At 60.1% G+C, this 15,304-nt stretch carries 5 protein-coding genes; 4 read left to right on the forward strand and 1 reads right to left on the reverse strand.

From position 1 onward, the window contains the following. Positions 1-4: 4 nt before the first annotated feature. The 4 genes from BJ6T_RS39565 (at position 5) to BJ6T_RS39575 (ending at position 11,090) form a co-directional block, all read left to right on the forward strand. Positions 5-8,125 carry a hypothetical protein gene (locus tag BJ6T_RS39565; RefSeq protein WP_225895086.1) on the forward strand — a complete coding sequence of 2,707 codons (8,121 nt, stop codon included), beginning with the start codon at positions 5-7 and terminating at the stop codon, positions 8,123-8,125. A gap of 118 nt (positions 8,126-8,243) precedes the next feature. Beyond that, the gene (locus tag BJ6T_RS44865; RefSeq protein ID WP_011084384.1) at positions 8,244-8,855 is read left to right on the forward strand and encodes an amidase domain-containing protein; all 612 of its coding nucleotides are present in this window, start codon (positions 8,244-8,246) and stop codon (positions 8,853-8,855) included. A gap of 166 nt (positions 8,856-9,021) precedes the next feature. After that, positions 9,022-9,762: a hypothetical protein gene (locus BJ6T_RS48980; RefSeq protein WP_225895087.1), complete on the forward strand. Its 741-nt coding sequence runs from the start codon at positions 9,022-9,024 to the stop codon at positions 9,760-9,762. Between the two features lie 14 nt (positions 9,763-9,776). After that, the gene (locus BJ6T_RS39575) at positions 9,777-11,090 is read left to right on the forward strand and encodes a lipase family protein (RefSeq protein WP_161170733.1); all 1,314 of its coding nucleotides are present in this window, start codon (positions 9,777-9,779) and stop codon (positions 11,088-11,090) included. Positions 11,091-11,300: 210 nt separating this feature from the next. Here BJ6T_RS39575 and BJ6T_RS39580 read toward each other — a convergent pair whose 3' ends face one another. Further along, positions 11,301-14,129 (reverse strand): alpha/beta hydrolase family protein, encoded by a 2,829-nt coding sequence (locus BJ6T_RS39580; RefSeq protein ID WP_011084380.1) that lies wholly within the window; start codon positions 14,127-14,129, stop codon positions 11,301-11,303. Positions 14,130-15,304: the final 1,175 nt, after the last annotated feature.

The raw sequence follows: 15,304 nt of genomic DNA on the forward strand, positions 1-15,304 counted from the left end.
TCGCATGACCGCATTTCGCCGGGTAGGCATCGACGGGCCTGACTATGGCAGCAACGGAGCGCTGTGGCAGGCCTGGCTCGATCTCGGCTCGCAACCCAAAGCGGCCGACCAACCGCCGCGAAATAGTTCGATCCGAGTGATCTTGCAGGCCGCGCGCGCCGATCAGGTACCCATCCAGGATCAGGCCGACGTCCTGTTCCAGGAACCGATGTTGCTGGCGATGGCGGCAACAACCGTCGACTTCCGCAACGACCCTGGCTCGGCGCCTTCTATCACGATCGGAAGAGCGCAATTCACGCCGCTCGCCCTCGCCGATTTGTCGCCGTTGCCGGCGGCGGCCGGCGTGGCTGGACCGCCGCCCCGCCCTTCCCGCTATTCGGATTTGAGGGTGGCGCCGAAAACCGCATGGCCGCCGCGGCCGGACGGATTCGTCAAGATCGACAACGTATTCGAACTTGCCGCGCCTCAGCTTCGCGCTACACGCGGCCGGATTCCCGTCGCCTGCGCGCTGGATGCCGAACCGAAACCTAGCGTCGGCTACGCGCTGACCAAACAGCTGTCAATCGAATGGGCGACGCCTGGCGACTACATTCGAATCTTCGGCGGGCTGTTCATCCGGCGGCGGAAAACCGCAAAGCCCATCCCCGGCCATACCAAGGTCTCGGATGCCATCACCTTCGATCTTACGCCAGACGGAGTCGAATTCGACGTCCTCGCCCCCAATCCGTTCGGAACCAGCAATGGTGACCGATTGCCGTTGCGCCTTCGTCTGGTTCCGGTGGAAATCGGCAACGGACTGACCGGCCTGCAACTGGACCTGATCGATCCAGTTTCGGATTCGGCATCGTTGATCAAATTGAAAGCCGGCCTGAACTGGATGTCGCGCGACCTCACCGATCGAGGCGGCTGCATCTCGCTGCAGGTCGATACTTCCGCCCTTCCACCGCTGGCCTGGCCGCTTCAGGTCAAAGGTGAACCGGCTGCGCCGGTCTGGGTGTGCGACAATCCGGCTGCTGTGCCCGGCGCGGATCTGATTCCGTCAATCCGCATGCTTGAAGACGCGGTGGCCGCTCGGCTGCTGACGCGCGAGGACTATGGCGGCGGCGAACCCGGCGTCGCCGAGCTTACCGGTCACAGGGCCACCCTATCCGCACGCAGGGGGACCGATCCTGTTGTCCTGACCATCACATCGCAAGCCGAACGTCCGGCCGCGCTGGAAGAAGCTGCCACGGCATCGCCCACTATCCTGCTGACATGGAGCGAGGCCGCCAAGCCGCCGTTCAATCCGGACAAGATAGAGGTCAAGCCGTTTTCGGGAATTGTCGACGCCTCTCCGCTCGCGGCGCGTCTCGGCGAGGTCTGGGCGGTATCCGGCGCCATCGCCAGCGGGACGCGGCCGCCCTATGCTTTCATTGCGCTCGAACGCGGCTGGGTTCAGATGCCGCTTCCCCCCGCGCCGAAGCCCGATGATCCACCGCCGGTCAAGCTGCTCGCCGCAGGCTCAGCGTTCCGCGGCTTCCTTCGGGTTGCGGTCGATGCCGGCGGCTCCACCGCACGTGCCGACGATCCGACGCTGCCGGGTCTGGAAATCGTCGGCGCGCAAAGCGTCAACGCCACCGTGATCTGGAAGAAGCCGCTCGACACCGCTCTGCCGCGCAGCATCGCCGTTGCGGTAAATGCTGCGGCCGGAACGCTTGAAGGCGTATTGTGGGCGGGCGAGGCCAGTCCTTCGCCGACCGAAATCTTGCCGCCGCTGGACGCCGGTCCGGCTTCCCTGACCAGCGCTCCAATTGCATTCGGTGTCAGCGGTCCGACAAACTGGCAAGTCCAGGTGGCCGGCTTCCGTGAAAAAGGCGTTGGGTCGATCAGCTTTAGGCTGCCGCTGTTCCCGTCTGCTGTGGATCCCCTGCTGGTCTGGCAGCCGCATCAGACCCTTGCGCTGGTCTCATCGGTATCGATGACCAGAACTGCCGAAAGCGCCAAGCGGCCCTCGGCAACACGCGAGCTGGTCCCTGCCGAAGTGATCGGCAGCCCGACCACACCGTTGACATTGACTTTCGCCACCGACACCGACGGCAACGCGCTACGGCTGCCGTACATCGATACACTGCCGTTGAATACGACGGCCTATGGCGACGGCCGCTGGCGCTGGCCTTGGCCACCGCAGCGGGCCGTGGCGCCCGGGCCGTATCCGTCATCTCCCGAAGAAAGCGCGGGCGTGGCGCTGGCTTCGCTGACATTGCCGGGCATCGAGTTCACGCCTTCGGCGGATGCAGCCACGCCTGTGTCGAGCAGCCAGATGCGGGTGTCACTCCGCTACGACTTGCCGGTGCTCGACGAGCTGTTCGCAGATTCCAAGGCGCCGGAGCCGAAGGTGCCGATTTCCGGTGACGCGAAATCGCAAGCCGGATCGTCCGATGCGGCGCCCGAGAGCCCGAAAAGGATCGACACACCGCCAACGGCACTCGATCTGGCGCGGCTATCCGGCGTGTGGTTCGAAAACGCACGACGATTGGCGCGCGCACGGACCGAAGGCGATCGCGTCGTGCTTCGTGAATTGCAAGATCAAGACCACAAGCCCGTTGTTGAACTTTGGCATCGGTTAAGCGGCGTAACCGATGGCATCGTTCGCGGTATCGCAGAGCCGTATGTCTGGAAGCCGCCGACATTCGGTTTCAGTGCTCTGCCTCCGGCACCAAACGTTGACGTCCATCTCGGCGCTTATATCCTTGGTAACACTTGGCAGTATGGACCCGCGGCGCTGGCTGGCCTGCCCGACACTAACTTCACAATTCCCACGACCGGCAATGAACTGAAGCCCTCGACGGCGCCCGGTCCCGGCCAGATCGAGGTGAAGGGCTTCGCAGCATCTTCTTTCCCCGTCGCCTTCACGTCACCCGGTTCAGCGACGCCCGTGACCCAGCCCAACCATCTGCAAGACGCGCGTGGCTTGTCGCTCGCGTTGGTTCCGGATCTGACTTCGCCTCTTCAAACTAGCCGGACCGCGGCGCTGCGTGCGGCGCCCGACGACCTGGCCCTGGTGCTGGCAACGTTGCGCAAGCCGGTCAAAGTCATGGTCGGTGACGTCGGTTGCAGTTTCTGGTTCCGTGACCTGCCGCTCAAGACGGACGCCGGCCAGCTGACCTTCGATACCTCCGGTGGTCTTGAAACCGGACTCGGGCCCGATCCCGCCGCCATCAATCGCAACCGGGTCACACGCACGGTGTACGAATGGGGTTTCTTCGGTCCGCAAGAAGAGAGACCGCCGGGGGGGAAATCGTGGAACCAGAAAAAACCAAAGCGCGGTCGGTTTGAGTTCGACTTGGCTGGTCCTTTGTCCGCCCGACCGTTACGTCTGCTCAGTGTTGACATCGCTTCCGCTGGCGGTGTGCTGCAGTTCGAATTGCTGGCTTCCGTGCAATACAAGTCGCCTCCTTCCGACGACAATGACACCGCGCCGTTCGCCGCCGAAGCGATCTATGCGACCGGCAATCTTGTGCGGCTGACGTTTGGGCCCGGATCGATGCCGGACGGTAGTCTCGCCCTGACCAAGATGATTCGGATCGAAATCAAGGATCCTTCGGATCCGACCATGGTCTCCGACCCGTTCGTTCCGCCGTCCAAGGTTGATCCAAAACCCGGCGACAAACCGAAGTCGGTTTCTCTGGTGTCGGATGTTGAGGTACATCACGGGCCCAATCAGGCTGCCTCGAAGACCTCGAAAACACGCTTGAGCCTCGATTTCCATTTCACCCGGGACGTCCAGAACAGTAAACCCGACATCGCGTCCGCCAACCTTCGTGTGCGTCTGTTCGGACAGGACTGCAATCTCGACACCACTGATGCGGGCTTCAATCCGCCCGGATTGACCGCGTCATTCAGCGCTTCGCCGGTAGAAGGCATCCTGAACCTCAAGAAGATGGAACTGATCTGGCCGGAGCGCGGCGGTCCGATGCTTTATCTCGCCGACGGCGACCTCACCGTTCCGCTACGCAACGCGAATAGCCCGCCAGTTTTCAAGCGCAACTTTACCAACGGTACGCTGCAATGGCTTGGCCTCGGATCTCGCCCCGCCGATGGGGCGGAATCGATCGATCACGAAACCGGGGTGGTCACGATCGAAGTCAAGGACAAGATCGCCGGCCCGGTCGACGGGCAGCAACCTCCGATGCTTTTCCGCGGCTTCCATCTGCCGGCCGGGACGTTGCAGGGGGTGGTGGCCGTCGTATTCCCGAAAGGACATGCCGTCGAAGGCCAGAAATGGCCGACATGGCCAACCCCTGCGCTCGGCTCGGCCTTGGTCGAATTCGCGTTTGACGCCGATACGTCGACATCGCCGCAACGGATCACCGCCATCCGGCATCGTCACAGCGGCGCCGCGGCAGTTGACGGCAACCCGGTGCGCTGGACCTCGCGGTTGTTGTTCGACGCCGCATTTGCGGCGCCGGGCCTCGACATCAGTTCGGTTTCGTGGCCCGTCGGCTACGCGACGCCGAGCCGCGTCACGTTCGATCCCGATTCCTCCGTGCCGGGGGACTGGCCGGCAACGCTGACCATGCGTGGCAGCGGCGACCCGCTTGCAAAGCTGATGCTCGCGCACAAGGTACAACCGCGGCTTTGCGCACATGAATTGCCGACGGACATCCTTGTTGCCAACGGGAACGCCGTGCTCCTTGGCAGGTCGTGGTCGTTCCGAGCTGTCGTCGATCACACATTGACACCCGTGAAGGGAGCGTGGCCGGGTGCGCCAGCCACGCTGGCGAACACTCCGCTGATATGGACGTCAATCGATGAAGTCATTATGTTCGACATGCACGGGCTCATTGCGGCGGCAAATCTGCAGCCGGATCCGGCGCGAGATCGATACGCATTCCTCGCGCGCTACAAGGACTCCGCGCTGGACGCCGATGTCCGCATAGCCGGCGTGGTTCGCCGCGCGCTTGCTGATGCAGGCTTCCCCGTTGAATATGTCATGCAGGCGCTGAAAGGGACCGTCGCACCGGACTCGCTCGTTCTCACCGGCGCTGCACTGACCGAAGTCGTGACGTCGCTGGAAACGCCGAACCGAGGCGTCGTGCTTGTCCCCCAATGGATCCTGCCATGGTCGCCCCTGTCCAGTTCTCCGGGGGGAGACGCGAACGGCGAGGCCGCCCTTGGTGCGCTGAAAGCCTGTCCGCAAACCCACACCGACAACGGCGATCGCGTTTACAATATTGCTCTGTATGACGCGACAGCCGGCACGCCACGGTCGCTGGAGGGACCGCCGCCCAGTTCGTGTGCGGTTCAGGACGGAACGCAAAGTCTGCTTGAAACACTGATGTCTTCCATCGTGGGCGGCGGCAAGGCCCGCGCGATGGTCGCCGTCGATCAGGCCATGCTAGTGCCAAAGACCGCGGCCGTTCCCCCGCTGTCCCGGCCGCTTTTCCCGCGCACGCTGCTGGCGTTGAGTGCGGTGGCGGAAGCCTACGGCAAGGCGCTGAGCAGCAATCCCGTGCCACCATTTGTCCGGCGGATCAGTTGCTTGACGGCACGGGAGGTACCCCTTGACGGTGTCCGTGCTTCTGGCGAGGTCAGGTTTACGGTGACGGCATGGCCCCCGAATTCGCCGCCCCTCGATCCTGCCGCGCCGGCGGTGACACTTATCGTGACCGACGCAGCATCGGTGCAAAATGACTTTCTTCCCGCCGCGCTTGCCGCCACGCTGGTCGATTCCGCCAGCAACCAGGTGGTCCTTGACGGCAAGCAACGCGCCGATGCGTCGATGCGCGCATTCGGGTTGAGCGCGAATCCGCGGGTTCTGATACTCGCCAGCGTCGACAGCAGCTACTTGACGATTCACGATCCTAAATCGTCTCGCGATCCGGATTCGCCGTCGCGGATTCCGCCACCGCACGTTTCGTGGCTGGTTACGCAGCCCGCGATGCCGCTCATGAAGGAGCAGCGGCCGCACGTTTTGCGAAGACTGTCCGATACGATCTATGCCTCGCCGGCACTGGGTTGGCCGCTGGTTACCCGTGCCGATGACACCGCGAAAGCGCAGGTCAGTCTTGGCGAGGAAGAAGTTCGCCGCAACGAGCAGCACGCCTGGGCGGGGCGCGTGCGGGGCTTGGCATGGCCAGCAATCGCATGGAACCGCAGCGCGATTGCGGATGACGAGATCCAGCACGACCCGACCGGCGCTCCTGACCAGACTGTTGAAGGCGGCTATCTCCCGGCCGATGCCGCAGAAATGCGCGAGAGCGCCTTCATCACGGCCGGACAACGGGTTGCATTCCGTCGCCGTGCCGCAAAGAGTCTGCGCGCCCCACCCGACCGGCATTCCGTGCTGGCTCCTCCGCGAGCCCGCGCGCCGACCATTGACGCGATCGCCGCGGCGTTCGGTCAGGCTCGAAATCCGCTGCCTGAAGCCGCCAAATCGGCGGACCGTGCCGGTCTCGCGCCGATGCTTCCGGGCGCGATCGAAGCCACTGTCACCGGACAACGGCCTGGTGTCATGCTCTCGCAGTTTGAGGGCGTACTGCTGACATCGTTCATGGTGCCGTTCGACAAGGATTTCAGCCGGTTCGGTCGCCCGGCCTGGCGTGGACCCCTAACCCTACGCCAGGTTCGAGCCCCGCGATCATCGGCGCTCCCCGAAATCTCCGACCTGGCGATCCGGCGCAAGACTTACCTCTCGATGGACGAGATCGATGGCGCGAAGAATCTGAAAGCCTTCAAGGTTGTCGCGGGGCCGGCGCAAGTCGTACGCTTCGATCGCCACCTGACAGGCGATACGCGGAGCCCACATGCCGTGACGATCCGCGTGGAGAATCCAGATCACGGGCGTCTTTCGGCCGATTGGGACGGAAGACTCCGCCTGATCGCAACCGTGCCAACTGATCTGACCGGGCCCGATCCCGCCGCTCACGTCGCACTGGCACGGATCGGCCTCCTGCCTTCACAGACCGAGAAGCGGCGTCCACGGGTTGAGCTCAGGGTTGGGGACATCATTGTCGTATTCACCCAAATGATTTGGGCACCGCTTCCTTCAAGCGGACCCAGACCAACACGCTTGATGATCGATTTCATCGTCGAGGGACCGGCGCGTGACGCGGCGCAGGCAGCCGTCGCGCAGGCGCTTCGCGATTCCTCGGCAGACACACCGGTACGGATAACGATCCGCGGCACGCGGCCCAATCAGGCGAATGAAGGCGATCCGTCGATAAATGGATCCGGCTCTGCACAGCTTGAAACCGGAACCGTCAATCAGCTTCTGCCCGGTCCGCCGCATGTTCTGGTTTTCGACCTGCCGCACATCCCGAGCCGGCAGCGATGGCTGCCAGTCAAGACGTTCACGCTGGCGTTCGGCGATCCGGCCTATGATCGCGAACTCGGCGGCCCAACGTCCAGCAATCAGGTCGGTATCGGAGACGTACCGCACGTCCTTGCGGTCGATCGGGCCGAATATGATCCTGCCGCGACGATCCATTTGGCGTTCTGGAAGCGGCAAAAAGGCCTCAACACGAAGGTCGAAAAGCCTGCGGGCTCCTGGGCGTTGATCGTTCAGGTCGTGCCGGGCGACGGCGGACCGTCGCGATCACTGCAAATCGCGGCGACCGAGGCCAAACCCTCGAACCCCAAATTCCCTGGTTCGCGTTATGTCGTGGAAGGTTGCGAAATCTATGCGATTCCGCTCTCCGCGCTGCGAGAGCCCGTTGATCCGAAAAGCCCGTCGGCCGACGTGCCCGCAAAATTGAAGGCGGGTGACCGGTTGCAGGTCACGGTGAACAACGAAGCAGCCGACAAAGAACAACTGACACTTAATGTCGGCGTCATTGCCCAACCGGTGCTACCACCGCCGGCCGCCACGTATGGGCTCGCAACCCTGCAACGTGTGGACGCTGCCGTCGGCACAACGCTGTTTGCGACGGCGCCACTGCCCCAAGCGATCGAGTATCCCGATCTGCTCAGCGACTTGGTCGCAGGTCACGTTCGCCGGCGCGGAATGTTTCTCTGGCCGTTTGCCGGCAACGGACCGGCAGGAGCGGATTCGGGTCACGCGTTCGGATTTCTCGTCAAGGTGGATCGAACAGGCGGCGGCCAGCTGCCTTCGGCCAAGGCTGACTTCGAGAAATCCGAGAGCTGATCGGAAGGATGGCCGGCGTGCCGATTCGAATACCATCGCATGCCTGCGTACGTCTTCTACGTCGTCGTAAATGACATTGCTTCGATCTGTTTTTTAACTGAGCACATAACGAGGTAAAATGACATACGATCGTACCAAGGCGCTCGCGTACGCCCGCAAGTATTGGACGAAGTCATGCTCTGATGGATACATCGGCGTTCGCGAAGCAACTCCTTACGTTAAGGTTCCGAACGGGACCATCTTCGTCCGCACTGACACTAACGAAACAGCGCGCCGACCAGATGGGATGGAGATCGACAATGTCGATGATTGCGCCCACTTTCTCTCATGCTGCCTTGGACATGAGGCAAACGAGGCCGGCGGCGGACTGCCAATACGCCGGGATTTCCCGTCTGCGATCTATGGGGTCATCAGCGCCCGTCGATTGTTCAGCACACTGACCGAGGACGGATTGATCGAAACAATACTCGAAAAGGCAAATCACACGCAAACTGCGAACAAGCTTTCTCAACTCGCCGCCGGAGATTTGATCTTTTATTGGGATCCATCGGCGAATGCATATGGTCATTCCGCGATGTATCTCGCTGATGCAAAGAAACGAATTGCATGTCATACGCGATGCCGATGCGATCAAACCAACGAAACCGGCCAGGAATGGGATAGCGTCGCTATTACCAATGTCAGCTACACGCTAGCGCGAGTGCGTGACACGGCGCCTCTGGTTGCATAGCGTTCCGTAGACCGGCTGCCCTCGGTTCACTCGTAGCGCCCGCAGGCTCCGGAATACGATAAGCATGTGTTCAGCAGAGGGCGTGCATGATAAGGTCCACAACTACCGCGATGGCCGTTGGTCGGGTAGGACTGGCCGGCTTTCGTCGGAGATCCGGGGATAGACAATGGGACGGCTACGAATTCTCGCGCTTCTTCCAGTTGTGTATTGCTCATCAATCGTTTCGCTCCGCGCGCAGGACGAGCAATGCCGAACGAGCCCAGAACCGCAGTGCCAGTGTGCGTGCCGTGAGGTACGGTCGATCGCATCGTTCGCGCCGCGAGGGACGTGCCGGATCATCGAACCGGGCGGCGGCGCATGCCAGCTTCGCTGGTTCGATGCTGCGCGCGGCAACGACGAAAAGCTCACTGATCCGAATCGAGCCGGGGCAACGCAGCGTCAATTTCTGGATCGCGTGCGCAGCGGCAGCCTGTCGGTCAGAACAAGGGACACAGCATATCTCCGCGTCGATTTTCTTGAAGAGAAAGTGAAGAGCAGCGACATCAAATTGCCGCCTGAGCCAACGCCCTTGGAGACAGCCGCCGCCTATCTCGCCATCGATCCGAACAAGCTCGAGCCAGAACCGCTCCTCATCAGCCTTCTGATCTTGTTGGGACCAGCCGTGTCGGGCCAGGCAGGCGACGCCGTGGCAGCGGCGCTGGTGGACTACCTTGCCAACAACCCCAAGATGATTCTTGCCCGCTTTCAGGCCGAAAAACCAGAGGTCATTTCGGACAAGGCTGGTTCCTTTGAGTTCGTCGACATGAGCGCACGCGGCTGTCTCGAGTTAGTGGTCCGCGGCGAGAAACCCGTCACGTTAATGGTCAAGTCTCCCAGAGCCGTAGGACGCACCCGATGCCGCGAATAGGGTTCCTGGTCTTCATGCTTCTCCTCACCTCGATAGGCTCCGCGGCCGCGATCGGGGTCGAAACCATTCGTAAACATCCTCAAGGCGCGGATGTCGCCTTGGTCTTCGTCCATGGGCTTGGAGGCGGTCCTTGCTCGACCTTCGAAAGCAGCACCACGAATGCCGATGCTGCCGAACGATCCTTCGAATGCCCGCGCTACGAGCCTGGGAAGCGAACGGTGAACGGAAAGCCAGCACTGAGCTGGTTCACAATTTTCGAGCGGGACCACGCGGCAGCACTGCCCGGCGGCAGGACGCTCGGCGATATCGACTTGTATACGGTTAGCTATATGGATGCGGCGCCCGCAACGATTTCTGCGACCGAGATCGGTGAATCGCTCGTACGCAATCCGGAGTTCCTTCGGATTTTGGACGAATACAACAACGTCCTTTTTGTAGCCCATAGCATGGGCGGTATTGTTCTGAGACGCGCCATTGTCCGTCTCCAGTTGAATGGCGAGCAAGCTCGTCTCGACCGGATCGTGGGCCTCGGCCTTCTCGGGTCACCCTCTGAAGGTGCACCGCTCGCTGATTTCGTCAAGACGTGGGGTTGTTGGATTCCAGCCATCTTGCGCAAAGTTTGCTGGGGTGAATACGTCGCGCAATGGTATGGCGCGGGCTGGCACCAGATTACGGACCTGCAAACGCTGGAAGGACACAATCATCTCCTGGCTGGGTTGCAGACGGACTGGGGCTCGGTAATCAAGGCGCGCCAGGGAAAACCCTTTGTCGTATCGTGCGCGTACGAAACGGTCGCAGAGATCCCGGCACTCAAGTTGACTGTCGTCGAGCGCATATATACCCATACCGCCGGATGCTTCGAGCAGGAGCCAATCACTCAGAGCCACATGGCCTTGGCCAAACCGATCGACATTGAAGACAACCGGCATCAGTGGTTACGCCGAACAATCGTTGAGGCGCTCCAGCGTGTCGAGAACTTCAAACTGCGCAACTGGTCGCAGAACGACCCTCTCGGTGCGCTCATCGACCAGATCAATCTCGAGGCCGGACAGCCGCGTCCGTCAGGTGCCTTGGGAGAAACCGTGCGGGTGCGGCCCGAATCCGAGGCAGAAGTCAATGCGCTTCGCCTGAAACCGGACAACCGCGACTATGGCGGTCCGACGTGGGGAGCCCTTTTGAAGTCAATCGCCCGTTATAATTCCTGTTTGAAGGTGCAGTCCGACCGTCAGCGACGAGAGCACGAGGTATGGACCAAAGGCGCAATGGCGTGCCCGAACTCAATCGAAGCAAAGCGCATCTACGCTTGCGATCTACGCTTTTGTTCTTGAGAACAAGCTATCTGGCACGTGCAAGCGAAGCGCTGCAAAAGCATCCCATTCTTGGCCGCGTACGAACTAGCAGGACCCGTCTGAGCGCCGCCAGCACAGACAAACCGAATTCCTGTTTCGAGTTCAGACTTTGCGCTACACCGTGGTCCATCGGCGCGCTCTGCCTGCCCATAATTGCAACGCATGAGGCAGCCGCTCCTCCGCAAACTCCTATTCGTTCGACTTCACTCCATCGATCTCGAAATAGTGCTCGAGGTTAGAGACCAGATGTGGAACACGTTCGGCGGCCGCTGGTGGAGCACGCTGTACGCGGCAGCCTTCGAGGGTGAACGTCAGACTTTCATCCGCTTCGATTACGGCTGACAGCAACCGGCCTACGCAACTCAGATTCAATTGAGCCAGATCGATGCGCGGTGTCAATGCTTCGCCGTCTAGTGCTGAGTAAAGCCGAATCTTGCTACCGACCTGCGCAATTAGTATTCGGCTTCCAGATCGCGCCGTTAGCTCAGCAACTGTATCGCCTAGGTCTAGCTGTTGTACGCTCCACCGAAGAGGGATCGACGCATCCGGGAGCACCTGACGTTTTACAAACCAGCTCGAGATCGTCCCGGCGGCCTGATCAAACCAACTCGTCGGCGTTGGAACGTCGAGGGCGATTAGCGTGTCCGGCATCATGGAGAGGACGAACGCGCCGCCCGTGAACACCAACCTGGGCCGAGCCGCATCATTCTTGTTGGCCGAACCGCGTTCGTGAGTGAGCACGCCGTCATAGGGCGCTTCAAACGTGCGCCGACCAGTCAATTTCACCTCATCAGCTTCGAGGCGATAGGCGGACACCTCTGCGGCGCCCGGATATCCTTCCACGTCGGAGATCACCATCACCGCGTGCCGTTCGCTATCGACCGCGGCGGCAAAAACAGTTCCAGGTGGAATGTCATTGGGCGCGAGCTGCGTGCCACTCGCAAGTTCTACGATTGTAAACCCGCCTGGATTCGTCTCAGTCCTCGCGTCGCCGAGGACTGCGAGATCTCCTGCAGCGGACTTCCATATGCTGCCCCCACCTTCGGACGCAAACGGGTAGATCCCGCATCTACCGACCCGCCGCTCGTCTATCATCTCACAAATCACACGACCGTACATCCATTGTCCGACTGCGATAGCTGTCGCTAAATATTGTTTCCCTTTGCTTCCGGAGAATATCTGAGGGCATCCCATATCTTGGATGTCTGACTTAGCCTGCTCAAGCGACGTGCTGGTCCCTTTGATGAGGCTCATGGACGTCAAGTCAAGCGACGTCATGTCTTTTACTACCCGCGTATCGGTACCCAGATTGTGGTCGGGCGTGCAGGCATCTTCGGCTGCCTCATTCTCCATTGTCGGGGCTTGCACTATCTGGAACAGTTTCTGCTCGGGAACCGATCGAGGGAATTGCAGCCTGGATATTCCGAGAACCTCTAGAGTCGTTCCGCAGTCCTGGTGTAGATCATCAGAATAGGATTTCGACGTATCCTCATGTCGCGGCACCGTGCGTCTCTCGATAGCATCCTCGAACAGGTAGCTCAGTGGTGCAATTGAGATTGTCTTTTTTGCATCGTTATCTTCATCGTCGAACCATGCCAAGTTCTGGCAGTTCGAATGAAAGCGGAGATCAATATCCTCCCTTATCGCCGATGTCCGGGCTGTTCGGCGCGCAAGGTCAATACCTACGTAGTATGTCGTACTGTCGTCTCCTTCGATTTCCCTCACGGCAAATTCGATGAGAATGCGGTTCCGGTCGGCACGCAAGGGTCGCACGACAAATTCTCGGCTCGCGCGACCATCGTGGTTGATAGGAACGCGCATCAGAACCGTGGCACGCTTTAGATCAAACACGATGAACTCGATCTGACGTTGCTGCCGCTCCTGCTCAACGACCTCGACTACTTTCTCGGTGATAAGGACCGATACTCCAGCGTCGGAGTGTCGAAACTGAAAGAGCGGCGGCGGAACGTCGAGCCGCAGAACCCTATCCCCCTTGAGGTAGATTCCACCGGACCACCGGAAGATGCTTCCCGCTGGAACTGTAGCAAGAACCTCGTTCGCGGTGAGCAGGCGTTGCAAGCCGAACCTCGCGACATCGGACATTCGGGCCACGTCCCTTTCGGTAGTGAATGTCCCTGCATTGATCAGACGAGCGAGGGACGCCACGGCATCCGACACGAGCCGGTCGCTACCCACTTGTCCGGCGGCGGCCTGATATTGGCGCCGTCCCTCTTCAAGCGCCGTCTCACGTCGCGGTTGAACGTATCCGAAGAAAACTAAAATGGCGATCAGTCCAAAATACAGTCCACCCTTCAATGGATCCGCAATCCGCATGAATGCATGTAAAACGCCTTGCAGAGTCCCGCCTAGCGATAGCGCGCCGGCCGGCTTCGGAGCTTGAGCAAGAGCGGCGATGGGTACCCACCATTCGCGCATAAACGAATCCGGATCGTTCCCGACAGGGCGGAAGTAATGGCTGTGACCGCCTGCGAAGTACCTGTTGACAATGAAGTCGTCGGTGAATCCGTAGAAGCCGACCCGTCCGGCCATACCAGTTAACAGTACCAGCATTTGGCTCAGCACTAGAATTCCGTCGTTCGTTCCGCAATCATTGACCACCAACTTCAACTTTCCAGTCGCACGCAAGCGACGCCAGTTGAAATTGGATCGAAGGACGCTTCCGGAAAGGATCAGTGCTGGGATGACAGGTAATTCGTCAGGCTTGATGCCGCGGAGGGCGTGAGCCACAAGGTGCGTTCCGAAAGAGTGACAAACTATCGTGATCGGACTTCCTGGATTTTCCCGGATAATCTCACGAAGCCGGTTGCGGAAAGATCGGACAGCCAGCCAGCGAAAAATCGGAATCAGGAAGGCGATAACGCTAAAGTAGCCGTAACGGTACGATTTGACGTCGATGTTCGGATTTGCGTCCTGAACGAGGCTCTTAAGCCGCTCTTGCCATTCCCCAAACGTTCGAATCCCATGGACCGTTATGAGAATTGTTCGGCTCGCGGACATGTTCGCTCGCTAGAAAAATTCAGCCATTATGGCAGCATCTACCGTCACTACGGCGAACCAGGCGACGAAGTTTGTGTCAGAGGCTCTAGCAGTCATTTGCTGCAATGCTAGGAAAGTAGCATCGTAATACAATGCTAGTAGAAGTGGAAGAGCGGATCGCTCGAAAATCCGTGAAAGAATCTGATCTGAGGTATCAAATGACCTCGGAAGCCAACTTGCGGCTTCTCTATCAGATATGCCGGACTGAAAGTCCGGACAGGCTAGACTGGGGGCGAACCAAGTTGCAATGGCAATGCGTCTCGTCGGCACTACCATTGCGGGCATCTGGCACCCACACGACCCAAGGCGGGTAAAATTGACGCGAAGTGCATGCAGCGAGGCTTCAAGAAAGAGACCTCGACCGGCCCCCCTTGCTCGACTCGCCCTCTGAAGTAGATGATGTCGTAATTTGCTCCGCTGCCCTGAATATTTCTCGTACGATCGACATCGGATCCTTCTGTTAGATCGGTCAGACCTGTGTCGTCGTCTCCGGTCAGATCAGCCTCAACGGTCTTCAGAAGCTTCGCCCGCCGTCACGACGTCACTCACATTTTTAACTGCTGATGATGCTTCGCTTTTTCAGATGTCCCGGTCCAATCCAGCATGGGCCAGGCTCACACCCCGACATGCAGTGTTCCGAACGATCGGGGCTAGCCAAGTTCGATCCCGATTCACTAACCGCACCAGTTTCGCACCAGAAACGACCTCAACAAAACGCAACGAACGCGATCAAACTCAAACGAAAAAGCAGCAAAATCAACGAAGCCGATCGATATCCTGCCGCATCCTGCCGCTCATAACGGTCTGGTTGCAGGTTCGAGTCCTGCCGGGCCCACCAGTATTTTCAAGGAGGGCTTGGCCCGCCCGTTCGCGCTTCGTCTTTTCGTCAACCAACGAAACAACCAATCCTACGTTCTTGCTCGGTGCCGAATGCGTTCCGATAGCGTTCGCTGCGGTACGCAGGGCGGGCCGGGTGGTGATGACCATAGGTTTCGCGAAGCGTCATTTCGCTCATACCCAAGAAGCCCGCGGCTTCCCACATCGGTGCCGCTCGCTGCATCAGCCAAGTTGCGGCGGTATAGCCGGTAGGTGAGACGTGGACAGTCCGACCGCGGGCGAATTGGCTAGGGGTGGGC

It is taken from the genome of Bradyrhizobium japonicum USDA 6 (assembly GCF_000284375.1).
In the GTDB taxonomy this organism is placed as follows: domain Bacteria; phylum Pseudomonadota; class Alphaproteobacteria; order Rhizobiales; family Xanthobacteraceae; genus Bradyrhizobium; species Bradyrhizobium japonicum.

What these genes read in the sequence shown, in the direction of transcription:
- BJ6T_RS39565 (WP_225895086.1), top strand. Translation starts at nt 5, where the DNA reads ATGACCGCATTTCGCCGGGTAGGCATCGACGGGCCTGACTATGGCAGC.
- BJ6T_RS44865 (WP_011084384.1), top strand. Translation starts at nt 8,244, where the DNA reads ATGACATACGATCGTACCAAGGCGCTCGCGTACGCCCGCAAGTATTGG.
- BJ6T_RS48980 (WP_225895087.1), top strand. Translation starts at nt 9,022, where the DNA reads ATGGGACGGCTACGAATTCTCGCGCTTCTTCCAGTTGTGTATTGCTCA.
- BJ6T_RS39575 (WP_161170733.1), top strand. Translation starts at nt 9,777, where the DNA reads ATGCTTCTCCTCACCTCGATAGGCTCCGCGGCCGCGATCGGGGTCGAA.
- BJ6T_RS39580 (WP_011084380.1), bottom strand. Translation starts at nt 14,129, where the DNA reads ATGTCCGCGAGCCGAACAATTCTCATAACGGTCCATGGGATTCGAACG.